The sequence below is a fragment of the Paenibacillus massiliensis subsp. panacisoli DSM 21345 genome (genome assembly GCF_000426545.1).
GTDB lineage: Bacteria > Bacillota > Bacilli > Paenibacillales > Paenibacillaceae > Paenibacillus > Paenibacillus panacisoli.
Map to the genome: position 1 here is coordinate 99,610 of NZ_AUFO01000010.1, position 24,887 is coordinate 124,496.

Here is a 24,887-nt window from a genome sequence, read left to right on the forward strand (position 1 = left end):
CAAGGGAAGCAGAAGGGGAGATACATCATATGGAATCACCATATTTGCTGGAGATGAACGGCATCTCCAAGGCTTTTCCCGGGGTGCAGGCACTGAGTCAGGTTACGCTGAAGGTCCGACCAGGTACCGTACATGCTCTTATGGGTGAGAACGGCGCGGGGAAGTCCACGTTGATGAAGTGCCTATTTGGTATCTATCGACCGGATGAAGGTGAGATCAAGCTGAATGGGCAAGTAGTCGATATCCCGAATTCTAGTACAGCGCTGGCGCAGGGCATATCCATGATTCATCAGGAGCTGCATCCCGTCCCCCATCGTCCAGTGATGGAGAATATATGGCTCGGGCGCTTTCCTATGATGGGTATAGGTCCGTTCAAGCTGGTGGATGAGAAGCAGATGGCCGAGGACACAAAGGGGCTGTTCGCAGATTTGGGCTTGGACATCGACCCCAAGGCGCTTACAAGAACGCTCTCCGTGTCCAAAATCCAGTCGATTGAGATCGCGAAGGCCGTATCCTTCCGCTCCAAGGTCATCGTCATGGATGAACCGACCTCTTCATTAACCGGCAAAGAGGTGGAGCAGCTGTTCAGTATTATTAGGGAGCTCCGCAGTCGCGGGGTATCCATTATCTACATCTCCCACAAAATGGAGGAGATACTGACGATCTCCGATGAGGTGACGATCATGCGCGATGGCGCACTGGTCGGAACCTGGGCGGCAGCCGAGCTAACTACGGACCTGATCATTACACGTATGGTGGGCCGTGATCTGAATGAGCGTTTTCCAGAAAAGACGCATGTGCCTGGTGAAGTCATAATGAAAGCGGAAGGGCTGACAGCTATGCAGCCGAACTCTTTTCGGGATGTGTCCTTTGAGCTCCGTAAGGGAGAGATTCTAGGCGTCGGAGGGTTGGTAGGCGCACAGCGAACAGAACTGATCGAAGCCTTGTTCGGATTGCGGGCGCTGGCTGCTGGCAAGATCCACATCAATGGCCGTGTAGCGAGGATCACCTCACCTGCTGCCGCCAAGCGGCATAATATGGCGCTTCTGACGGAGGAACGTCGGGTAACAGGGATTTTTCCAGTGCTGTCTGTCTATGAGAATACGATCATTGCGAATCTTGGACGCTATCGGAATCGGCTGGGCCTACTGAATGAAAGAAGGGGACGAGAAGAGGCAGCCGAGCAGACACAGAAGCTTCGGACGAAGACACCTTCGGTGAACACATTGATTCGCAACCTGTCTGGAGGCAATCAGCAAAAGGTACTGCTAGCCCGTTGGCTGCTTACCGATCCAGATATATTGCTGCTGGATGAACCCACTCGTGGCATTGATGTCGGGGCGAAGTTCGAGATTTATACCATCATTACAGAGCTGGCCCGTCAGGGCAAAAGCATCATCATGATCAGCTCCGAAATGCCTGAGCTGCTGGGGATGTCGGATCGCATCATGGTTATGAGTGAGGGCAGGCTCACAGGAATTGTGGAAGGTGCCGAGGCTACGGAGCAGCATATCATGCGGCTGGCGGCGCAGCAGCGCATGGCTTAAGCTTAGCGGGAGGAATAGAAATGAATACACGTGTGATGACACAGGTGCGGCAATATATGATGCAGCGCGCCATCTTTATGGTGTTGATCCTGTTGGTAATCGGGATCGCCATTGCAGACCCCAATTTTTTGGCCTTTTCTACATTGCGAGATATTCTACAGCAGTCTTCTACTAGAGCCATTATTGCACTTGGTGCCGCTTTTATTCTGGTCACGGGTGGGGTAGACCTGTCGGCTGGGCGGGTCGTAGGGCTGACGGCAGTCATCTCGGCCTCTATGCTCCAGATAGATACCTATGCCAATCGTTTCTTCCCTGATCTGCCCCAGCTATGGGTAGGGTTACCGATTGTGATCGGGATTATCGCCGGACTGCTCGTAGGGCTGGTCAACGGAATCATTGTTGCAAAATTGAATGTCCCACCTTTCATAGCCACACTGGGAACTATGGTAGCCGTATATGGTCTGAATTCCATCTATTTTGACATGGAGCCCAACCAGTCCCAGCCGATTGGTGGGTTAAGACCTGACTTTACAACGATAGGCTCAGGCTATATTGATCTGGGTGGGGGCTACTCCATTCCATACATTGTGCTCATTGCGATTGCTGTAGCCGTGATCTGTTGGGTGATTTTTAACAAGACAAGACTTGGCAAGAATATGTATGCCATCGGCGGCAACATTCAGGCTGCCCACGTGTCAGGTATTCACGTTGCCCGTAATCTGATCGCTCTCTATGCCATTGCTGGTGCATTGTATGGACTAGGAGGAGTGCTGGAGGCTGCTCGTACAGGAGGGGCTACCAACAATTATGGTAACATGTATGAGCTTGATGCGATCGCGGCCTGTGTGGTGGGCGGCGTATCGACTGCGGGTGGTATCGGTACTGTACCTGGTGTAATGGCCGGGGTGCTGATCTTTGGCGTCATTAACTACGGCTTAACCTTTATCGGCGTCAGTCCATACTGGCAGTTGATTATCAAAGGACTCATTATTGTAGCCGCGGTTGCTTTCGATATTCGCAAATATATGGCGAAGAAGTAATTGTGCCAGATGTTCGAATGACTGTGTTGCTGTTACTATATTGTCCTATTATTCATGCTCTAACTCCAAAGTAGAGTTCTGAAAAAAGCTGATCAAAGTGGATCAGCTTTTTTCTGCTTGTAGCTCAGCTTAAAGATCAGTTTGAGGTCCAGTTTGAGGTTGATAGCGATCGTATACATATCTTGCTCCATGCAGAAGATAGGGAGGAAGCGGAGTCTATGCTTCCAGGTGTGGAGCAGCTGCTGGACAATCTGAACACGTTGGATGAGCAAGCGCGTCAATCATTAGCTGTTGAGCTACTGGACATCTGGAATGAGCATTGGCTTGATGAATATCTCGAAGAAGAGCCTTATACAGCTGCTCAATTTGCCTCTCAGCTGAAGCTGCGCGGGCTTGAGTGGGAGCAGGAGCGGCAAGTATGTATTATTCCAATTGCTGCTGGTCTCTCCTTCAGCGTCAAGTACCATATCGAGCAAGGATTTCAATCTCATCAGATTAGATGATCTAACAGGGCTGTGATAGCAACTTTATAGCCGGCAGAATTTATTATGGATTCCTGTCCGGTTATTGTAATTATTACAGGATATTTTCTTGCTTTTTTTCATAGTTGCTTATATAGTGAAGGCACAGAATGGATTACAATTCCAGTCGGAGTGCATGCATATCATTGCAGCTTCCTTCAAATAACTGAATTTATAACGGGGTGGCATATATAATGAAGCGTATTTATTTGGACCATGCCGCATCGACCCCGATGCATCCAGAGGTAGCGCAGACCATGATGGAAATCATGACCGGCCAATTTGGCAATCCCTCCAGCATTCATGCTTTTGGGCGGTCAGCCAAGCGTACAGTAGGTGATGCACGGGATGTCGTTGCGGCTTCTTTGGGGTGCATGCCAGAGGAATTGGTATTTACTGGCGGAGGCACTGAGAGTGATAACCTGGCTATATTTGGGGCTGCTGAGGCCCAGAATCAAAAGTCTGGCCATATCATTACAACATCCATCGAGCATCACGCTGTGCTACATAGCTGCGAGGAGTTGGAGCGGAAGGGCTACGAGGTGACTTATCTGCCTGTGGATCACACGGGACGTATACGGATCTCAGATCTAGAAGCAGCAATTCGCCCAGATACCTCCTTGATTACCATGATGTATGGGAACAACGAGACAGGAACACTTCAGCCGATTGTGGAGGCAGGAGAGCTGGCCCGCTCCAGAGGGATTCTACTGCACGTAGATGCTGTACAAGCCTTCGGAGCAGTACAGATTCGTTGTCACGAGCTGCCTGTTGACCTACTCAGTGTATCTGCACACAAGATCAATGGCCCGCAGGGAATGGGAGCTCTGTACATCCGGCGTGGTGTCTCACTTCAACCGCGGTCCTATGGGGGGCTGCAGGAGAAGAAGAGACGGGCGGGTACCGAGAATATGGCAGGGATCGCAGGCTTTGCAGCTGCAGCCCGACTGGCATCCGAGGGCCTCACTCCACGTAGGGAGCATGATCTGTGTTTGCGGCAGACGTTCTTGAATCAATTGGAGGAACGTTTGGGCCAGGGAGCTTTCGTTGTGAATGGTAATCAGGAATATTACTTGCCTCATATCGTAAATATCAGTTTCCCGGGGTATAGCACGGAGACACTACTAATGAATCTGGACATGGAGGGGATTGCCGCAGCAAGTGGGTCGGCTTGTACCTCAGGATCACTTGAGGTATCCCATGTGCTGGAGGCAATGCAGCTTCCTGAAGAAGTATTGAAATCAGCGATTCGTTTTAGCTTTGGGTTGGGTAATACTATGGAGGAAATCGAGTACACAGCCGAAAAAATTGCAACCATTCTGGCTCGGCTGCGTAATAGGCATTAGGGATGAGGAGGGCCTGTATATTATGAAGCTTCAAGAAATGATTGGACTAGCCGTATTCGATCTAGAGAGCGGCAGTCGCATAGGTACGATCCACGACTTCCTGCTGACAGCAGACTGGAAGATCGAGGGGATCGAGCTTGAAGACAAGGGCCTATTCACCACACATCTAAAGGTCGTTCATTGGGACGACATTGTTGCCTGCGGTGAGGATGCCGTAATGATCCGTAATCAACAGGCCATCCGCAAGCTGGAAGCCGACCATATACAGCATACATTCCTGAATGGCAGCAGCAAGCTGAGATCCCTGTCGGTGCTGACAGAGCAAGGCTCCTTGCTGGGCCAAATTACAGATGTTTATTTTGACCAGAAAATGGGCAATACAATAAGAAGGCTGGAAATCAGCGACGGCTTTGTAACTGACGTAATTGAAGGAAGAAAATGGTTGCCTGTCACTGAAGAGATGTCCATCGGTAAGCATGCCGTTATGGTCCCTCCCCTCAGTGAAGAGCGCCTGGATTAAGAGCGACACATTCTGTTAATGGATAGGGTGAGTATACATGAGATGTCCAAATTGTAATTCGAGGGATATCGGCAAAATCGGATCTCATCAGTTTTACTGCTGGGGGTGCTACATCGAGCTGACGGTCAACGGTGAGAAGATGTCTGTGTATCAGGTGGAAGAGGATGGAACGCTCAGCTCGCTGGACGATCTGTTCTTTGGCGAAGAGATCGCGCAGCAATTTCCGGAAGCACATGCATCGTCTTAAACGGATGCTAAATTGTTATTCGTGACTGCAAATTAAATATGATGTCTGTATGTGACCGCTCTCGATTTTTCGTCGAGAGCGGTCTTTTACACAAGTTTGTGATTCTGTTCACAAAAATGTCGAACTATTCGACTTCAAAAGACAATTTTCCCCATTATTCACGGTGGTTAGAGGCGATCATCAAGCTTATACTATGAGTATTATATTTACATAAATTCCGATTATCTATTGTTTATGGAAATAAGGTGAATGATATGCTTAAGGGAAAGGTTATTTTATGTGGGGTGTGTGGAGGAATTGCTGTATATAAGACTGTAGAACTGGTTAGTAGATTGAAATATTGTGGGGCAGATGTCCATGTGATAATGACTGCTAATGCTACCAGGTTTGTTACACCTTTAACTTTCCAGAGCATCTCACGAAATCCAGTCTCAATAGACATGTTTGAAGCTAAGCAGGAGAGTAGCTTTCAGCATTTGGACCTTGCAGCACGAAGTGATCTTCTGATTATTGCGCCAGCAACTGCCAATATAATTAGCAAGGCAGCTAATGGCATCGCAGATGATCTGCTCAGCACGTCAATTTTAGCGTTTCACAATAAGATATTGATCATTCCTTCAATGAATTCCTCTATGTATGACACCGAAATCGTACAAGAGAACATTCACAGACTTCAAAAGCGGGGGTATCTGCTCCTGGAGCCTGAAAGTGGTTCGATGGCAAATGGCACAACGGGGATTGGAAGATTTCCACACACGGAAAAGATAATTGAAAGAATACGGCTTGAATTAATTAGTTAGTAGAACAGTACCCCCCGATAGTAGGCGATAACTATCTTGCTCAGGAGGTGTCCGATACGTGAATGAAAAAATAGTATTGTTTTCTTCGGTTGGTGAGGAAGGATTTAAACAAATGCCATTACCTGTCATGTCCATTGGATCAAGTCTACATCAAGAGGGTTATGAGGTAGTTTTAATAGATATCCAGACTGAAGATGATTGGAGAAGGAAGCTGAAAGATAATATAAGAGATGCATTGTATGTAGGTATATCTTGCATGACAGGTCCTTCGATATTTGAAGCCATTGAAGCTGCGAAGATTACACGGGAACTAGCATCTTATACTCCTATCGTATGGGGAGGCTATTTTGCTAGCGCTTTTTTCAATAAGCTGTTTGATGAAGGTCTTGCTGATTATGTTATACGGGGTCCTGGAGAAGTGGCAAGCGTTATGTTATCACAATATCTCGTCAGTAATCATGAGCTCGATATTACTCAGATACCAAATCTAACTTACACAATCGAAGGTCAGATTAAAAGCAACCCATTTCAGATGATTACCGATATGGACTCTCTGCCCAGGATGAATTATGACTTAATTGATGTGGAGCAATATTATTACACTAATGTTAGAAGTCAGACACAGCGGCGCTTTTATTATGTCAGCAGCTATGGGTGCCCCAGTGTATGTGCATTTTGCTCAGAAAAGACACATACTCACCAGTGCTGGCAGGGATTTAGTGCTGAACGAGTCTTTAATGATTTAGTGTATTTCGATAATAAATACAAGCCTGACAGAATTCAAATCGTAGATCCATGTTTTTCAACGAATCCTAGACGCGTTGCCAAACTTGCTCAGATGATGTTGGATAACAATATTCGCATCAAGATGATGTGTGATATGCGAATAGGCGATGTATTGAAAATTGCCAAACTTATTGATTTACGTCTACTTCGAGAAGCAGGACTTGAGAAGTTGTATACAGGAATTGAGACCGGCTCCAACAGAGTGCTGAAGGCCTTATATAAGAATTTTAGTAAAAACGATGCGCTGCTAGCATGCGAGCTTCTGGATCAAGCAGGTATCATGTCTCATGTCTCAATTGTACATGACTTTCCCTTTGAAACCATTGAAGATAGTAACGAGACATTTGAGTTGTGTGAGCAACTCGCCAATCTAAAGACAAACCGCCAATTTCACCGTATTTATACTCCGTTCTATGGGACAAGTCTTTATGAAGATCTTGTTCAAAACTCAAATCTTAATGAAAATTTCACACTACATGATTGGGCTAAGACGACAATTGATGGCTGCACTAACATTTGGTCTGGACGCAAATGGTTTCGTGAAAATGTGCTAAACAAAGTAAATCACTTGAAAGATAGATATCCAACAACTTTTAAGCATCAGCCTGATTTACAGGTATAGGAGGTTGGTATGATGTCTTTATCGAGGTGGGTGTTTTGTTTTACTGAACCAAAGCAGGCTCTATTTTCTATTAGTGCAGGGCGATATCAATTAATTACGGAATATGGAAAAGAAGAGTACTTCACCGAGGATCAGGTTTTAATTTATTTATTTTGTGATGGAGAAATGGAATATAAGTCAATTCAAGAATCGATATTTAATAACACTGGAGTATCCATTCAAATATGTGAAATTTCTGATTTTGTTGATTATCTGATGCAAGTAAAGTTGATACGCAAGAGACCTTTAGAGGAAGTTATTTATCATCCTCATTTTTCATTTAATGCCATCAGGGTTGCAAAGCTGCTCTCTGATCCTGCTAACTTAGGTAAGATTATCTCTTTAGGGAAACTTGAAATGTCAGTTACCAATCAATGTCCTTTTAAATGTACGTATTGCAGTAAAAAGCATCATCAATCTCTTACACCGTTATCGATAACTAATAAAAAGATTATTATTAAAGAAGCATTTGATCTTGGAGCGGATACATTAACTTTAACGGGCGGAGAACCACTAATGGATCAATGCATTCAGGAGACTCTTGAATTGGTTCGTTATGCGTCAGAATTAGGGATTAAGAGGAAAGTGGTTTTAACCAGTGGTTACGGAGTGTCTAAATATGCAGAGGATTTGAGCTCAGCAGGAGTTGACGAAATCCAAATTTCTTACAATCGAATTTATAGCTATTCTGAGGACAGGGTAAGGAACCATTTTATCGAACGAAATATAGAGAGAATTATGAATGTTAAAAATTTTGGAATTAGACTAGGCGTTTGTGCTGTCTTGAACTCCGAAAATATAGATAAGGTACAAGACATTATTAATTTTTGTTCAGCAAATCAAATTACAAGTCTCTATTTTTACCCTGTAATGCCAATTGGTTGTGGTAAACAGAACTGGGACAAAATCAAATTGAATGCGGTTGAGCTTAAAGATATAATCGCCCAAATACTAAGGCTTAAGCATCTCTATAAAAATGAAATGTTTATTTCCGCTCCTCAATCCTTCCTGATGGAAGGTAAAGCTCCGCAAATATGTGAAGGTGGATTATACATGGCTTATGTTACAGAGAGTGGAGGATTAGCAGCATGTGCCTGCGCTCCCGTTGGTGAGAATATGGGTGAGACCTCATTTAAATATGCTTGGCAGAACACCAGCTATTTAACGAATTATCGAAGGGTTAAGCAAATTTCTACTTCATGTGGTTCGTGTGAGCTTAATAAATATTGTTTGAATACCTGTGTTTTGAGACAAAATGCCTCTCAACAAGGATACGCCTATGACTATGATAACTGCCTTCTTTCTGCAGCTAATCAGGAGATACGGTGAAATTATGGGGGATGTATTACTAATTGTACCTTCTGTACCCATAGACAATTACGAGGAGTTAGAGAATGTTAGAGGGCAAATATTAAATCAGGGTTATCTAGGAGTGGGCTACATTGCCTCTTCTTTAGAACGAAATGGTATTGCTTGCGACATAATAGACATGAAAAGTCAATGGATTCATTTCGATGACATGATCCGAAGAATACACGAACAAGACTATCAATTGATTGGATTTTCTGTTGTAGGCCAGTTGTTGTTCAAAAGCACAATCACTATTATTGAGCGATTTAGACAACATAAGATTGATACTCATATTACTTTAGGCGGACATTTTCCCAGTTTTGCCGCAGTGGATATCTTAGAAAGATATACGAGTATCAACTCTGTTATAAAAGGTGAGGGTGAAGGTGCTTGCATTCAATTATATAAAGCAATAAGGAAAGAGATTTCATATAACGACGTTAGTGCACTAACATATCGTGATGAAAATAATTCTATTATTGTGAATCCAGTCACGTTGTCTGAAGCAGAATTGGACGAATTGCCGTTCCCTAAAAGAGTGAACCTGAATGATATTGCTACATCAGGAAATCGGGTGAGTGTTATCGCTAGTAGAGGCTGCGCCTACCAATGCAGTTTTTGTACAGTAGAGCATTTTTATAAACATAAGATAAGAAGAATGAGGAGTCCGCTTAATGTAGTACAGGAAATTGAATGTTTATATCATTCACAAGGAATTGTGAAATTCAGCTTCTCTGATGATATTTTTATGGACAGGTCTAAAAAGTCGCGGCAGTGGATAGAGGATTTTACAGAACAAGTCAAAAAAAGAAATCTGAAAATTGACTTTCTGATTAGTTTAAAGGCCTCTGACGTTGAAGAAGATTTACTTATTCGACTAAAGGAGGTTGGATTGACACAAGTTTTTCTGGGGCTAGAGTTTGCGAATGAATTTACTTTCTCAAGATATAAGACGGGAACGACCTTAAAAGAAAATGAACAGGCCATTCAACTCATACGTAAACTTGGGCTTGAGTTGGCTGTAGGTTTCATCTTCTTTGAACCTTATATGACATGGGATGAATTAAAAAACAACTTTTATTGGCTAAAAACTAAGGAATTGTTCTATTCTGATCATTTTTTTAATGAATTGCGTCCATATACGGGGACTCCAATTCGGGAGCAGCTAATTGAAGACGGACTTATTGAAATTTTAGATGAGATGGATTGTGGTCAAATTTATTTTCGGGATAAGAAAGTCACTGAGTTCTACAACATTCTTATACAGTTTAAACTGATATATTTGGAGGTTAATTCCTTGATTTTGGGAGTTATGTTCAAGGAGAAGAGCAACAGGGCATACACGAGTAATGAGATGGGTAATAATGTGGTCGATAATAAGGCACATCTGTCCTACTTATACAGGAGTGAGGCGGAGCTCTGGCTTAAGACCGTTGAAAAGCTAATTGGAATATTTGAAGAGGATACTGACATTGATCCCAAAGTAAAGATTCTGTTTGAAACAGTTATGTGCGAAGTGGAAAAATTGAAAGCTAAAGTCGCTGAGGTGAATAGTAGGCTTTAAAAGTGAGGAGAGATCACAATGTTTATTGCTTTTTGTGGTATAGATGGATCTGGAAAAAGTACACATATGAAAGCAATATTAGATTGGCTCCATACTCAAGGTGTGAAAGCTATTAGCCATAAAGTGATCTTCGAGGAAGTGGACCATATTGCCAAAGAATACGAAAAAAAAGAAAAAGATATGTTCTCTTTAAAAAGCAAGTCCCTGCTTTATGCATATGAAGTATGTAAGGCTAGTAATCAAATACAAAGATGGCTTGATGAAGACTATACTGTTTTGCTGGATCGTTGGACTTACTCTCATTGGGCATATGCATATGCGTATGGTATTGAAAATAAAGAATTGAACCATATTCTAGAGCAATGTCTTGTCCCTGATATGGTATTTTTGTTCCATTTACCTGTTGATGAAGCACTGAAACGAATTCAACAAAGGGGGATTGAAGGGGTGAACGAAACTAAATTTATAATGAACAAAGCTTGTGAGAAATATAATGTGTTGGGAAGTAAGAAGAATTTTATTCATATGAACAGCTTAGACACTTTTGATTATAACCAGCAAGTCATTAAGGACCACGTGAATAGCTTTGTGTGTAAAGCAGGGATCAAAAGATGAACAATTTGCAATTTGTTATGGAACGTTCCCAAAAAATCATGTCATACATTACTGAAATCAATATAAATTCCTCGCTGGTTTTTTTAGCCGGCTCCATTTTAGAGGGATTTGGTAATGCTACCTCCGATATTGATGTTTATATTATCTGCGATAACACAGACAACAAGGTCATGAATCTTACCAATCATAATGGTGAATCGATATTTCCGTCAGAGCATTGTCTTACCAAAAATGTTACTGAAGATGGAGTAAGATATGATTTTGAATATTGGAACTGGGACGACTTTAACCTGTTGATCTCTAAATTAAATAACTTGGATTTTAAGACTTCACACTATATTGATAGATTAAAGTCAGAGGAGTATGACCTACTGCATCGGTTAAAATGGGCACGACCTATCCATAATGAGGTGTTGTTTGACAAAATTCACAAAAATATTCAATTTGAAAACCTGAATTTCTATAGAGCAGTAGTTCAATCCGAAATTTATAGCGGTGCAGTTGAAGATATTCAGGGAGCTTGTATTTCTGGGGATTTTGGATCAGCTTTTTTTATGGTTAGGGGATTAATTAATATTGTGATGAATGGTTACCTTGGGATGTATGGAGAAACTAATCCTAACAATAAATGGATTTACAGAAAGCTAAAGAAATATGAAGAAGGTTCATCTGACAAGGGGTTAATGAAGTTGTATCTCAAGCTGCAAACCCATCCTTTTCACAACGACACAGTACAAGAATATATACGTGAAGCAATGCAGTTTTGTCAGAAGTATAATCTCAAAACTCAGGATTTATTGAGACAAAAACAAATCTAATCAATTGAGTAGGGAAAGGAGGTGAATTCGAATGTACAAACCGCCCAAATTAAAGCCAGTTAAAGTATCTGGAATGGTAAACGTCTAGGTCAAAAGTAGCTTTATAGGGCTAGAACGAAATTAGCAGTCAAGCGTTCTAGCCCTTCAAAATGAAATGGAGAGTGAGAGTATGGACAAAATTATGAGTAGTGTGCCACGTCAAAGTATATTTGTACAATGCAGGGTTATCAATAATGTGAAATATATAGCAATCAATAGGGAGGTTTTTGAGCTCGATGAGGTTGGTGAATTGGTCTGGGAATCAATAAATGGTGAAAAATCAATAAGTGACATTATTGATAAAGTCTCCAGAGTATATGATGTGGTTCCAAGTGATATCAGGCAGGATATAGAGGCCTTCATTAATGAGCTTATTCAGAAAAACCTGGTTGAGGTGTGATGTGAAGAATTATCAGTGGGCTTGCCTGATCACAATAGAGTTGATTCTAATATGTCTAGTTATTTCTAATTTTTCTACAGATCTGATGCTTGTATTTATTGGAATGCAGATCGTCATCTTGATAAATCGAATGGCCTATTGTATTAGGGATGATTTGTTTTTTGGGGCCGATTGGGTAAGAAGGACACTTTATTTTCTACCGTATATCCTTTTCTTTTTTATGTTTGGAAATGACAGGAGTATTGATAGTAGTGGAAATTTATATGCTTCTGTTCTTATAGCTATCGTGCTTGGACTTGGATTTGTACTGTTTAAGCTTAAGGATTTAATGACTATATTTAACAAGCAATATATTTTGTTTTTTGCACCCATTACATTATCAGAAGCTCTATTACAAAGTTATAGCCTTGTTGGTTCGGCGATTCTTCAGGAATTGTTTTACAGAGGGTTTATATTTACAACTATCCTTCTTAAGGAAGGGCCCATTCAGGCTATTTTTTTCTCTAGTATTTTATTCGTATCAGAGCATGTTCTACATCAACATGCAGAAAAATTGTTTCATTGGACAGACTATATGATGCAATTCTTGTTAAGTGTATTAAGTTGCGCTTTATATTTGTATTCTGGGTCAGTTATTGTAGCTATACTGATACACTTTATGTTTAATGCTCCCCTTGCAGTTAATCAGTTTTACAGGCTCTGGATTCATTGGAAAGCGAGGAGGAGCTTTACGTATGATCAACATCATAATGGCAACTTGTAAAAAGAATCATCGTACGGTGCGTCGTGCATATCCCTGGACATTTATGTTAGAGCGCACACTGATAGGCTTTTATACCGTATTATTTTCATACTTGATCTACATATATTTATTTGGTGGGAAAATTAGTAGCGAGTTTGCTGTATATACAGGCACAGCGGACTATTTGACATACATGGTAATTGGTATTGGTGGATATACAATCGCCGTGGCAACACTTATGAATGTAGGCAGATCATTGATGACGGAATTACGAGAAGGCACATTGGAAATGTTATTTCTATCTCCTGCATCTCGAAAGGGATATTTGATAGGTGTTTTCACTGAACAATTTTTTAGGTCCTTCTTAGAATTTGTATGTATTTTGTTTATTGGTTGGTTATTTGGGGCGAGTTTCAGCACATTTAAGTTAATTGATTTCTGTTTAGCCTTTTTACTTGCAGTACTTAGTTTCTTTTCTTTAGCCGTCTTTCTTGCGGCACTGATGCTATACCTTCGCGATACCTACATTACTCAAAATACATTATTCATTATTATGAGCTTTATTAGCGGAATGTCTTTTCCGATAGAGTTCTTGCCCCAATGGATTCAGTATGTATCACATTTATTTCCTTTGACTACCTCACTTAGGCTTTTAAGAGATTTAACATTCTCCGGCGAGTCGATCGGCGCATACTCAGGTTTCATTGTTGAATTGTTACTGTTAAGCGTCCTTTACTGCGTATTAGGTTTCATTTTCATCCGTAAAGCAGAAATTTATGTGCTTGAACATAATTATACATAAAGAACCTTTCACATAATGAACATAAAACCCCTGAAGGAGCAAAGTTATGCTAATCGCTCGTAATTTGCATAAAAGGTTTGTTACGGTTGAAAAGAGAAATTTGTTCGCTCCTAAAAAGACCAGAGAATTTAAGGCTGTTAACGGCGTGGATTTATGTATTAAGCCTGGACAGATTATTGGGTTGTTAGGCATCAATGGGGCTGGTAAAACGACAACAATTAAAATGCTTGCGGGCCTTATTCAGCCTTCACAAGGGAGCTTCTCTATTAATGATATTGATGGGATAAAGTATCCGAATGAAATCAAAAAAATCATCAATGTGATCTCAGGTGGAGAGAGGAACCTGTACTGGAGATTAACCGCTAGAGAAAATTTGGAGTATTTCGGGGCTATGTACTATCTGTCCAAGAAGGAAATTGAGTGTTATATCGAAAAATATATGGAATTAGTAGGATTAAATGAAGTAGTAGATATTCCGGTTGAACGCTATTCAAAAGGGATGAAGCAGCGATTACAAATTGCTAGAGGGTTAATTAATAATCCCAGCTATTTATTCCTGGATGAACCGACTTTGGGGCTCGATGTAGCTGTTGCTAAGGAAATGAGATCTTACATTAAAGAACTAGCGAGGAATGATCAGAAAGGGCTACTATTAACTTCCCATTATATTAATGAAGTAGAGGAATTATGCGATTATGTGTATGTGCTGGATCATGGTAAGGTCAGAGTGCAGGGCTCGCCTCGAGATATTGCGAGTAGTTTGCAAACAGATTTGAAAATTCATTTCGCAGTCTCCAGTCTGCCAGAAGATGTGCACCTTTTATTAAAAGGGATTGCTGCGCAAACTGATGCGAAAATCGAATTTAAATGTGAGGATTCAGGTGTAGATATCCAAATCGAAGCGAAAGAGAACATTTCTATGGATATAGTTAAAATATTCTCCAGCTACGATTTGCCAATCCTGAGGCTCACAATATCCGAGCCGCGCCTTGAGGATGCTCTTATTAAACTGGTGTCGGAGGAGAAAAATTGAAGCAGTTAATAGGGATCATTCGAGCTGAGATTATTAAACAGCACCAAAACAGTTTTCAGTCACGCTACACATATTTTTCGCTATTGATTTGGCCTGTAATTTCATTTTTTAATGGTTACTATGCTTATAAGCCTTTTTCACTTCATGAGAGCATATGGCCGTTATTGTCCTCTCCTCAATCCGTTATACTTTTTTTAATCATCGGTTATCTTGGCTACGAGTGCTTTTGGACCTTGGTTAGCAGTGCATGGCAGATGAGTTTAGAACGTCAGGATGGGACATTGGAAATTATATTTTTGAGCCCAGTGAACAAGCTAGCGTTAATCTATGGTCGCGTACTAGGAGCATTAATTCAGAATATATGGATGTTTTTTTTGTTTTCTGTATTAATGATCTGCTTTGTCAGAGGATTTCCCATTTTTAATTTAGTTTATCTACCCATTTGTGTTTTAGTAGTACTAGTTGCTGCAACTGCATGGGGAGGATTAATGAATGCGATATTCTTATTCTCACGTGACGCTACAATAGTCTTCTCCCTTTTTAATGAACCGATGCATCTGCTCGCTGGAGTTCGGGTGCCTGTTTCCGTATTTCCATGGGGAATAAAAGTGTTATCCGTTTTATTGCCGTTAACTCACTCGCTACATATTATGCGCAAGCTTTTAATGGAAGGAGACTTGTTATCCTCTATTCCGAGCATTATTTATTTGTTCTTCACAGTTATCGTTATGATTATTCTAACGGTTGTTATTATCCATTTCGCAGAGAAGAATGCACGCAAGAACGGGAGCTACAATTTCTATTAAAGCTTAATTTAGATGCGAGCTCCCTTAATCAGGGTTAAAGCCTCCTCTTCCCGCATATACTGTCATCGACAGAGCAAGTCCGAAAGAGGTGGACAAGGGGATTGGAATCTTATCTGAAGAATAAATGGTTTCGGTATGGCATGATGGTGCTGCTGGGGCTTGTTATTTTATATTTCCTGTGGCTACTGCTTCCGTTGTTTCGTACAACCTATGGCTTTCTGAAGAAAATAATAGCCCCCTTCGCCCTCGCCATGATAATATCCTACGTTCTCAATCCCGTGGTCAGTATGCTCAGCGGCCGCAAGGTTCCGCGAAGCGTGGCAGTTCTGCTCATTTATGCTGTCTTTCTCACCTCGATTGGTGTGGTGCTGATGAATGTGATTCCGATGTTCATTGAGCAGCTTGATGAGCTGAATGAGCATTTGCCAGAGATTACAATGCATGCACAGGGGTTCATGACCAATCTGGATGGCAGTATGCTGCCACTTGGGGTTCGCGACGGGATGAATCAGTGGTTCTTCCAAATGGAGGATCGGCTCACGACGGGCATTTCGGCGTTCATGGACAATATCGGGGGGATGATTAACGCGTTACTGAATGTGTTCATTCTTCCGTTTCTCATATTTTATATCCTGAAGGACTTCGATGTGTTCGAGCGCACGATTGTCTCGTTCCTGCCTGGAGCCCATCGTAAAGAGATTGTCCATGTGCTGAAGGAGATCGATACAGCCCTTGGCAACTACATTCGCGGCCAATTTGCCGTCTGCATTATTGTTGGAATGCTAGCTTACATCGGCTATATGGTCGTAGGTATGCCTTATGCGCTGCTCTTGGCGAGTGTGGTGGCGGTATTCAACATTGTTCCTTATCTGGGTCCCTTTCTGGGAGCGGCTCCCGCCATCATTATGGCCTCTACTGTGTCCATGAAGATGGTCATCTATGTGGTCATCGTCAATGTGCTATGCCAGATGCTGGAGAGCAATGTGGTATCTCCTCAGGTCGTAGGTCGATCCTTGCACCTGCATCCGCTGGCAATTATTTTTGCGTTACTAGTCGGTGGAGAACTCGCGGGGATTGTCGGCTTGATCCTAGCTGTTCCTGTGCTGGCTATTCTGAAGGTCATCGTGCAGCATGTATTCGCTTACTACATCCGTCGGAAGACGGTGTAGCATCCTCTGTGAAAAGTGGCTGTAACGCGCATTGACACTACGATTTCGGATGGATATACTAGACAATGTATCATTTTGTGTAATTACTCCTTCTGTAATTGCACCAACTTGTATTTACATTAATGTTTTCCCAAAGCTTGCGCTGGGAGCAGTAAGCGTTCCAGCTTGACTTGGCTGTCTAATAAATAACACGTTGATGAAATCAAGTACGTCGATTTACCCTCCACAGCGAGCAGGCTCCTTCGGGCATTCCCGATGGGTGGAAGAGCCTGTGCGGCGTGACGACGGAAAGCTCATTTCGGAGTGCGGCTCATCCCCGCCGGGAGGCTCCCGTTATCAGCTGATCAAAGGCGATCGTTCATGCGTACTGGCATGGTCGATAACCAGGGTGGTACCGCGATGAATTCGTCCCTGAAGTATGGAGGGGCGTTTTTTTGTATTTTCACATCTATTTTTGATTCAGCACGAACCAATCATCTTAATTCTGATAGTGGAGGCATGTACATGAAAGCCAGTGAAATCCGTTCCAAATGGCTCGAGTTTTTTGCAGAAAAAGGACACCATATTGAACCAAGCGCATCGCTAGTTCCTCACAATGATCCATCGCTGCTGTGGATTAATGCAGGCATGGCACCATTGAAGCCATACTTCGACGGTCGCGTGAAGCCGGATAATCCGCGTATTGCGAATTCGCAGAAATGTATTCGTACCAATGATATTGAGAATGTCGGCAAGACACGCAGACACCATACTTTCTTTGAAATGCTGGGCAACTTCTCTATTGGTGACTATTTCAAGGAAGAGGTTGTGACCTGGGCATGGGAGTTCCTGACCTCACCGCAATGGATCGGCTTTGATCCAGAGCGTCTGTCGGTTACGGTATATCCTGAGGATGAAGAGGCGTACAAGCTGTGGAATGAGAAGGTTGGTCTCCCAGCCGAGCGTATCATCAAGCTGGAGGACAATTTCTGGGATATCGGTGAGGGTCCTTGTGGTCCATGTACCGAAATCTTCTATGATCGTGGTGAAGCCTACGGTAGCGATATGTCCGATCCCGAGATGTATCCTGGCGGCGAGAACGAACGCTACCTGGAGGTATGGAACCTCGTATTCTCACAGTTCAATCATAACAAGGATGGCAGCTATACGCCGCTTCCGAATAAGAATATTGATACAGGTGCCGGGCTGGAGCGTTTTGCATCCATCCTGCAGGACGTGAACTCTAACTTTGATACGGACCTGTTCCAGCCTATTATTCAGAAAGCAGCGTCTATTGCCAATGTGACATACAACGAGCATGTGGATACGGATGTAGCCCTGAAGGTGATCGCGGATCATATCCGTACCGTAGCATTTGCCGTGGGAGATGGCGTGCTTCCTTCTAATGAAGGTCGAGGCTATGTTATCCGTAGATTGCTCCGCCGGGCTGTCCGTTACGGAAAAATGCTGGGCATGGAGCGTCCATTCATGTATGAGCTGGTCGAGACAGTAGGCGACATCATGGGCGTATACTACCCAGAAGTAGTAGAGAAGCGCGAATTCATCGTCAAGGTTATCAAGACGGAGGAGGAACGTTTCCATGAGACGCTTAGCGACGGTCTGGCAATTCTGGCAGAGATCAGTGCTGCAGCGACTAGCAACGGTCTGAAGACCATCAGTGGTGCTGATGCGTTTAAGCTGTATGACACGTATGGCTTCCCGTTCGATCTGACAGAGGACTATGCGAGCGAGCATGGACTTGGCGTGGACCGTGAGGGCTTCGATCAGGCCATGCAGGAACAGCGTGAACGGGCGCGTGTTGCCCGTAAGGACAGCGGAAGCATGAAGGTACAGGGCGGAGCATTGTCCGAATTGACGGTTAAAAGTGAATTTGTTGGGTATCATGATTTGGTGACCGAATCCAAGGTTGTTGCGATTATCCATGAGGATGCTCTCGTCGATCAGCTGCATGAAGGACAGACTGCGCAGATTGTACTGGATGTTACGCCATTCTATGCGGAGAGCGGCGGTCAGGTAAGTGACCGTGGTGTCCTGCGTGGTGGCACGGTTACGGCGCGAGTGGAAGGATTGAGCAAGGCACCTCAAGGACAGCATGTCCATCAGATCGTGGTGGAGGCTGGCGAGCTTCGTGTGGGTGACTCCGTTCGGGCTGAGGTGAATAGCCAAGCTCGTCAGGATATCGAGAAAAACCATACGGCCACGCATCTGCTGCACAAAGCGCTCAAGGAAGTATTAGGCGAGCATGTCAATCAGGCTGGCTCTCTGGTAGAGGCCTCCCGTCTGCGCTTTGACTTCTCTCACTTCGGTAGCATTACTGCGGAAGAGCTAGCCGATATTGAACGTCGGGTGAATAACCACATCTGGGCTCAGGAGTCCGTGAGTATTGACCTGAAGCCGATTGACGAAGCTAAAGCCATGGGAGCTATGGCACTGTTCGGGGAGAAGTATGGAGACATCGTAAGGGTAGTCAAGGTTGGCGAATACAGCATTGAGCTATGTGGTGGATGTCATGTGAGCAATACATCGCAGATCGGCCTGTTCAAGCTGCTTGGCGAGAGCGGTATTGGATCGGGTGTCAGAAGAATTGAAGCCGTAACAGGTCGTAATGCGTATGAATACATGGAAGAACAGCTGGAGCTGCTCAAAGCCTCAGCCAGCCTGCTCAAATCCAACATTGCAGATGTGCCTAAGCGAATCGAAGGTCTTCATCAGCAAATGAAAGAGCTGAGCCGTGAGAACGAATCCCTGCAGGGCAAGCTGAGTGCGATTGAGGCTGGTCAATTGACGGATAAAGTTGTGCAGGCAGGCAATACATCATTGCTGGCTGTACGAGTGGAAGCCACGAATATGGACGCATTGCGGGCTATTGCAGATGAGCTGAAAGGCAAGCTGCCGGAGGCAGTGCTCGTACTCGGTGCAGTAATGGAGGACAAGGTGAACTTTGTCGTATCCGTGCCGAAGGAACAGGTCCAGGCAGGACTTCATGCAGGCAAGCTGGTCAAGGAGATTGCTTCGGTCTGCGGCGGCGGTGGCGGCGGCCGACCAGACATGGCTCAAGCGGGCGGCAAGGATGTATCCAAGCTGGATGAAGCTTTGAAGCGTGCCGTAGAGCTGGTGTCCCAAGGCTAAATGAAGAAATTTTGCCCTAAATAATGGATTTCCAATTCCTTTATTTCCTTACAGGGCGCTGATTATGGTATGATAGAGAAGAAAAGCTGGACATAACATGTACACATGTTTTGTGGAAGCGAGGTGTCAACATGGACTCTATGGATAAGACGGTCAAGTTTAATGTCAAAGGGGACGAGGAAGAAGCGTCTTCCCAGGAAATTTTGTTGACAGTATACGATGCACTGGTGGAGAAGGAGTACAATCCAATCAACCAGATCGTCGGCTACCTGTTATCCGGGGACCCCGCTTACATTCCCCGTCATAACAATGCAAGAAGTCTGGTTCGCAAGAAAGAACGCGATGAGCTGATTGAAGAATTAGTCCGTTCCTATCTGGCCAACCATCGTTAAGGGAGACTGGATGAGATTACTGGGACTGGATTACGGTGACCGCAGAATCGGTGTCGCACTAAGCGATGCGTTCGGCTGGACCGCTCAAGGTTTGGAAGTTATTGAAAGGCGCAAGGATGCAAGTGAGTTTGCCAGAATCGAAGCCCTCGTCAAGGAGCATGAGGTGGAGCAGATTGTATTGGGTCTTCCCAAGAACATGAATGGAACCATCGGTCCCAGAGGAGAGCTGGCTATGGCGTTCGCTGAGCATTTGCGCGAGGTATTGAACATCCCCGTTCACCTTTGGGATGAGAGGCTCACTACCGTTTCTGCTGAGCGTGCATTGATTGATGCTGATGTAAGCCGGAAGAAACGCAAGCAGGTTGTGGACAAAATGGCGGCATGCTTGATCTTGCAAAATTATTTGGATGCTAACAGTACAAGGTGAGGGGGATTTCGCAATGGCTGATAACCGAGTGGAATTGGAAGAAGAGCAACCGGAAATTATCTACATCGCTGATGAAGATGGCAACGAAGAGGAATTCGAGGTCATTATGAAATTCGAGGTAGATGGCTCCGACGCCAAGTATATGATGGTTGCACCAGTCGAGCCTGAAGAGGATGAGACCGATGTATATGCGTTCCGCTATGAAGAAGAGGGAGACGATATCAAGCTATTTGTCATCCAGGATGACGCCGAATGGGAGATCGTCGAGGAAACTTTTAATACATTTGTAGAAGAGGAAGAGGATGCTGACGCATGACATCTTACTCTCGTGAAGATATTCAGTGGCTGTCTCGACTCCAGGAATCCTTCGGCTCTGACATCGAGCTGGAGGATGAACAGGGGAAGAGCGTCATGTATCAGCTGGTAGCGGAATTCGAGGTACAGGGTCAAGGTTATGCCGTGATCCAGGCACCGAATGCATCTGCAGAGGATTATGAGTTATTGCGTGTTCAATATAACGGTGATGGGGAGCCTGAACTCACAACCATTGAGGATGATGAGGAATGGGAAGACATTGCCGAGCTATACGACGAAGTAACCTTGCCGGAGGAAGCTTGACGGCCAGAAGAAGCTTGACCAATTGTAAAGCCTGTTGAGATGAACCTGAAAGGGCGGACCAGTCCGCTCTTTTTGGCTGTGAAGGGGTTGGGATTGTTGAAGCGTAAATCTAGACCGGCATTGCTCTTCCTGCTCTTGCTTGTTCTATTAGCGGGAGGAGCTGCGTGGTATCTGTGGCAAATGATGCAGCCTGTGCAAGCAAAGTCCGAGCCTGTTGCTTTTACCATAGAACAAGGGATGAGCTCCTCTAGGATTGCTGAATTGCTGGAGGAGAAGGGTCTTATTCGGAATGCTCTCGTTTTTAAAGGATATGTGAGATGGAATAATGTCGGGAGCGGCTTCCAGGCGGGGAATTACGCGGTTACACCTGGGGCCGATTTTGATGCAATTATAACGAAGTTATCCTCAGGAGACGTTGAGAAGGAAGAAATGCTGCGTTTTACCATTCCTGAGGGCTATACAATAATCCAAATCGCTGATCGACTTCAGGAAGCAGGAATTGTGGACAAAGAAGAGTTCCTCAAGCTGGCTAATGATGCAGCTGCCTTCGAGCTCCCACTGACTGAGTCGATTCCGCGGAATGATAAGCTGAGATATCAACTGGAGGGCTACCTGTTCCCTGAGACTTATGAGGTCAAGAAGGACAGTACAGTTAAGGATATTGTTACAGTAATGCTGCAGCAGACCCAGAAGGAGCTAGACTCTATCACCGATCTGGAGGCACGACTGCAGGAACGCGGCGAATCCTTACATGAGCTGATGACGGTCGCTTCCCTGATTGAGCGTGAGGTTGTGGTGGATGAAGAGCGTCCGATGGTAGCCAGCGTTATCTATAATCGCCTGAAGAAAGGGCAAAGGCTTGAGATTGACGCCACGGTGCAATATATGCTGGACAAGCAGAAGGAGCGGCTTCTGTTCAAGGATCTGGAGGTAGATACACCGTACAATACTTATATGTATGACGGGCTACCGCCAGGGCCGATCTCGAGCCCGAGTCTAAGCGCCGTAGAAGCTGCGCTGGAGCCAGCCGATACGGATTATTTCTACTATGTGACGAAGAAGGATGGTACGCAGGGGCATTTGTTCGGGCGTACGTATCAGGAACATTTACGCAATATCGAAGCTAGCAAAAATGTGACACAATAGGAGTTGTACAATATGCAAAAAAAACCGGAACTGCTTGTTACGGCAGCTACACCGCAGGAGGCACGGCAGCTTCTGGAGGCAGGAGCAGATGCCCTTCTGATCGGGGATGACCGCTTTGGCATGCGTCTGCCGGGTAGCTTCACGCTGGAGCAAATTAAGGAGACCGTTGATGAGGCGCACAAGCGTAACGGGAAGGTCTACGTATCTATGAGCAACTTGATGACCAACGATCTGCTGCAGTCGATCCCGACATATATCGAGAAGCTTGCGGAGTACGGCGTGGATGCGATCGAATTCAATGACCCCTCTGTGCTGGCAGCTGCGAGAGAGCATGCTCCGAATATCCGTTTGTTCTGGAATGCCGAGATGACCTCGACGAACTATGCCACAGCTAACTACTGGGGCGAGAAGGGAGCTTCTCGCGTCGTACTGGCACGTGAGCTAAATATGGATGAGATTACAGGGATGATTCCTCATCTACAGATCGAGGCCCAGGTGCAGGTGCATGGGATGACGAACATTTATCATTCCAAGCGGAGTCTGGTGGCTAGCTACATGAAGCATCAGAATCGTCCAGTGGATGGTAATCTGGGGATGGATCGGGGGTTGTTCCTGATCGAGACGGATGAGCGCCCTGATCAGAAATTCCCTATCTATGAGGATGTCAACGGAACGCATATCATGAGCTCGGATGACATCTGTATTATCGAGGATCTGCATATTATGATGGAAGCCGGCGTGCACAGCTTCAAGATCGAAGGTCTTATGAAGTCGCTCGCTTATAACTGTGCTGCAGTTAAGGCTTATCGTCAGGCCATAGATGCCTATGCTGCTGATGCTGACAGCTACGCGTTCGATGAGAGCTGGCTGGATGAAGTAAGGCGATTGCAGGACCCGGAGCGGGAGCTGTCCTTCGGATTTTTCTATAAAGAGCAGGTTTATTAATTGAAATTAAAAAGGGGTGGACAACACGATGGCAACCTTAACGAAGCCTAAATACGCAGGAAAGAGAAACCGTCTTGATAAACCGGAGCTTCTGGCACCGGCAGGGAATCTGGAGAAGCTAAAATTTGCGATTCATTATGGAGCAGACGCTGTCTATATCGGAGGTCAGCATTATGGCCTGCGCTCGAATGCGGATAATTTCAGCTTTGAGGAAATGCGTGAGGGTGTGGAATTTGCACGAAAGTATGGGGCCAAGGTGTTTGTGGCCACCAACATATATGCACATAATGAAGATATCGAAGGAATTAAGGAATATTTGCAGAACCTGCATGACGCGGGAATCTCTGCGATTATTGCGGCTGATCCGGCGATCATTGATGTAGCTCGCAAGTTCGTACCTGGACTGGAAGTCCATCTGAGTACTCAGCAATCCACGTTGAACTGGCAAGCTGTGAAGTTCTGGAAGGATCAGGGGTTACCACGGGTTGTGCTTGGACGTGAGACTAGTATGGAAGAGATTCAGGAGATCAAGAAGCACGTCGACATCGAAATAGAATCCTTTATTCACGGTGCCATGTGTTCCTCGTTCTCCGGACGTTGTGTCCTGTCCAACCATTTTACGGATCGTGATTCCAATCGTGGGGGCTGCTGTCAGTCCTGCCGCTGGAAGTATGATCTGTTCGAGGACGCTCGTCCAGAGGGTACGTGGATCTCTGAGGAGGAAGCACGGGATAGCCGAGTCCTTCAGAACTTCCGTCTTGGCGAGACGCAGCTGCCGCTGTTCGAGGAGAAGGATAATGCCTTCACTATGGGCTCCAAGGATCTGTGCATGATTGATCATATTCCGGATCTGATTGATGTGGGTGTGGACAGCTTTAAGATCGAAGGACGCATGAAGTCCATACACTATGTAGCAACTGTGGTGAATGTCTACCGTCAAGCGATTGATTCGTATATGGCGGACCCTGATAACTACGTACTCAAACCAGAATGGGTTGAGGAGATTAACAAAGCAGCTAATCGTCCACTGAATACTGGATTTTTCTATGACACACCTGATCATGAGGATCATATCTATGAGCCTGAGGAGAAGGCCGTACCTTATGATTTTGCTGGACTCGTATTGGACTATGATGCAGCAACTGGGATGGCTACTGTTCAGCAACGGAATCACTTCAAGCCTGGACATGAGATCGAGTTCTTTGGGCCTAACGGTACCTTCTTCAAGCAAAAGGTTGGACAAATCTGGGATGAAGAAGGCAATGAGCTTGACGCTGCCCGTCATCCACTTCAGCCGATTCGAATGAAGGTGGACCAGCCCGTATCTTATTTTGATATGATGCGTAAGAAAAAATAGTATAAATCGCCAGTTATAAGACAATTATCCTATAACATTGCTGCTTAAGACCCTCTTTGAATAAGAG

25 protein-coding genes and 1 pseudogene are annotated in these 24,887 nt (G+C 44.5%); all 26 read left to right on the top strand.

What is annotated here, in order from left to right; genetic code table 11:
- The first annotated feature begins 29 nt into the window (after positions 1–29).
- Positions 30–1,547, top strand: a complete 1,518-nt coding sequence (locus K331_RS0108680; protein WP_028589989.1) for a sugar ABC transporter ATP-binding protein — start codon at positions 30–32, stop codon at positions 1,545–1,547.
- Positions 1,548–1,567: 20 nt separating this feature from the next.
- On the top strand, positions 1,568–2,587 hold the full coding sequence (mglC, locus tag K331_RS0108685; protein WP_018884737.1) for a galactose/methyl galactoside ABC transporter permease MglC: 1,020 nt from the start codon (positions 1,568–1,570) through the stop codon (positions 2,585–2,587).
- Positions 2,588–2,700: 113 nt separating this feature from the next.
- On the top strand, positions 2,701–3,090 hold the full coding sequence (locus K331_RS0108695) for a DUF2262 domain-containing protein (RefSeq protein ID WP_226383566.1): 390 nt from the start codon (positions 2,701–2,703) through the stop codon (positions 3,088–3,090).
- A gap of 212 nt (positions 3,091–3,302) precedes the next feature.
- The gene (locus tag K331_RS0108700) at positions 3,303–4,454 is read left to right on the top strand and encodes a cysteine desulfurase family protein (protein WP_028589991.1); all 1,152 of its coding nucleotides are present in this window, start codon (positions 3,303–3,305) and stop codon (positions 4,452–4,454) included.
- 22 nt (positions 4,455–4,476) lie between these two features.
- Positions 4,477–5,000, top strand: a pseudogene (locus tag K331_RS0108705) (PRC-barrel domain-containing protein).
- 11 nt (positions 5,001–5,011) lie between these two features.
- Positions 5,012–5,221, top strand: coding sequence for a hypothetical protein (locus K331_RS0108710; RefSeq protein WP_018884733.1), 210 nt, complete (start codon positions 5,012–5,014; stop codon positions 5,219–5,221).
- Positions 5,222–5,475: 254 nt separating this feature from the next.
- Positions 5,476–6,021, top strand: coding sequence for a flavoprotein (locus tag K331_RS29140; RefSeq protein ID WP_036634473.1), 546 nt, complete (start codon positions 5,476–5,478; stop codon positions 6,019–6,021).
- A gap of 58 nt (positions 6,022–6,079) precedes the next feature.
- On the top strand, positions 6,080–7,429 hold the full coding sequence (locus tag K331_RS0108720) for a B12-binding domain-containing radical SAM protein (protein ID WP_028589992.1): 1,350 nt from the start codon (positions 6,080–6,082) through the stop codon (positions 7,427–7,429).
- A gap of 9 nt (positions 7,430–7,438) precedes the next feature.
- Entirely contained in the window at positions 7,439–8,797 is a 1,359-nt protein-coding gene (locus K331_RS0108725; protein WP_084165410.1) for a radical SAM protein, read from the top strand.
- A 4-nt stretch (positions 8,798–8,801) separates the two neighbouring features.
- Entirely contained in the window at positions 8,802–10,382 is a 1,581-nt protein-coding gene (locus K331_RS0108730; protein ID WP_028589994.1) for a B12-binding domain-containing radical SAM protein, read from the top strand.
- 18 nt (positions 10,383–10,400) lie between these two features.
- On the top strand, positions 10,401–10,997 hold the full coding sequence (locus K331_RS0108735; protein ID WP_028589995.1) for a dTMP kinase: 597 nt from the start codon (positions 10,401–10,403) through the stop codon (positions 10,995–10,997).
- Positions 10,994–11,815, top strand: coding sequence for a hypothetical protein (locus K331_RS0108740; RefSeq protein ID WP_028589996.1), 822 nt, complete (start codon positions 10,994–10,996; stop codon positions 11,813–11,815). Before K331_RS0108735 ends, K331_RS0108740 begins: the two co-directional genes overlap by 4 nt.
- A gap of 169 nt (positions 11,816–11,984) precedes the next feature.
- Positions 11,985–12,254: a PqqD family protein gene (locus tag K331_RS0108745; RefSeq protein ID WP_028589997.1), complete on the top strand. Its 270-nt coding sequence runs from the start codon at positions 11,985–11,987 to the stop codon at positions 12,252–12,254.
- 1 nt (position 12,255) lies between these two features.
- Complete coding sequence (locus K331_RS0108750) at positions 12,256–13,017, top strand: CPBP family intramembrane glutamic endopeptidase (RefSeq protein ID WP_028589998.1); 762 nt, start codon at positions 12,256–12,258, stop codon at positions 13,015–13,017.
- Positions 12,989–13,798: an ABC transporter permease gene (locus K331_RS0108755; protein ID WP_028589999.1), complete on the top strand. Its 810-nt coding sequence runs from the start codon at positions 12,989–12,991 to the stop codon at positions 13,796–13,798. Before K331_RS0108750 ends, K331_RS0108755 begins: the two co-directional genes overlap by 29 nt.
- A gap of 46 nt (positions 13,799–13,844) precedes the next feature.
- Positions 13,845–14,831: an ABC transporter ATP-binding protein gene (locus K331_RS0108760; protein WP_028590000.1), complete on the top strand. Its 987-nt coding sequence runs from the start codon at positions 13,845–13,847 to the stop codon at positions 14,829–14,831.
- Positions 14,828–15,637, top strand: a complete 810-nt coding sequence (locus K331_RS0108765; protein ID WP_028590001.1) for an ABC transporter permease — start codon at positions 14,828–14,830, stop codon at positions 15,635–15,637. The genes K331_RS0108760 and K331_RS0108765 overlap by 4 nt, the downstream gene beginning before the upstream one ends.
- A gap of 140 nt (positions 15,638–15,777) precedes the next feature.
- The gene (locus tag K331_RS0108770) at positions 15,778–16,806 is read left to right on the top strand and encodes an AI-2E family transporter (RefSeq protein ID WP_404821475.1); all 1,029 of its coding nucleotides are present in this window, start codon (positions 15,778–15,780) and stop codon (positions 16,804–16,806) included.
- Positions 16,807–17,310: 504 nt separating this feature from the next.
- The gene (gene alaS, locus K331_RS0108775) at positions 17,311–19,935 is read left to right on the top strand and encodes an alanine--tRNA ligase (protein ID WP_028590002.1); all 2,625 of its coding nucleotides are present in this window, start codon (positions 17,311–17,313) and stop codon (positions 19,933–19,935) included.
- Between the two features lie 131 nt (positions 19,936–20,066).
- Positions 20,067–20,327 carry an IreB family regulatory phosphoprotein gene (locus tag K331_RS0108780; RefSeq protein ID WP_018884729.1) on the top strand — a complete coding sequence of 87 codons (261 nt, stop codon included), beginning with the start codon at positions 20,067–20,069 and terminating at the stop codon, positions 20,325–20,327.
- A 10-nt stretch (positions 20,328–20,337) separates the two neighbouring features.
- Positions 20,338–20,754: a Holliday junction resolvase RuvX gene (gene ruvX, locus K331_RS0108785; protein ID WP_028590003.1), complete on the top strand. Its 417-nt coding sequence runs from the start codon at positions 20,338–20,340 to the stop codon at positions 20,752–20,754.
- Between the two features lie 13 nt (positions 20,755–20,767).
- A complete protein-coding gene (locus K331_RS0108790) occupies positions 20,768–21,070 on the top strand; it encodes a DUF1292 domain-containing protein (RefSeq protein ID WP_018884727.1) in 303 nt (100 codons plus the stop codon).
- The gene (locus K331_RS0108795) at positions 21,067–21,372 is read left to right on the top strand and encodes a DUF1292 domain-containing protein (protein ID WP_028590004.1); all 306 of its coding nucleotides are present in this window, start codon (positions 21,067–21,069) and stop codon (positions 21,370–21,372) included. The genes K331_RS0108790 and K331_RS0108795 overlap by 4 nt, the downstream gene beginning before the upstream one ends.
- Before the next feature lie 96 nt (positions 21,373–21,468).
- Positions 21,469–22,518 (top strand): endolytic transglycosylase MltG, encoded by a 1,050-nt coding sequence (gene mltG, locus K331_RS0108800; RefSeq protein ID WP_028590005.1) that lies wholly within the window; start codon positions 21,469–21,471, stop codon positions 22,516–22,518.
- A gap of 12 nt (positions 22,519–22,530) precedes the next feature.
- The gene (locus tag K331_RS0108805; RefSeq protein WP_018884724.1) at positions 22,531–23,463 is read left to right on the top strand and encodes a peptidase U32 family protein; all 933 of its coding nucleotides are present in this window, start codon (positions 22,531–22,533) and stop codon (positions 23,461–23,463) included.
- Positions 23,464–23,491: 28 nt separating this feature from the next.
- On the top strand, positions 23,492–24,820 hold the full coding sequence (locus K331_RS0108810; RefSeq protein ID WP_018884723.1) for a peptidase U32 family protein: 1,329 nt from the start codon (positions 23,492–23,494) through the stop codon (positions 24,818–24,820).
- Positions 24,821–24,887 lie beyond the last annotated feature (67 nt).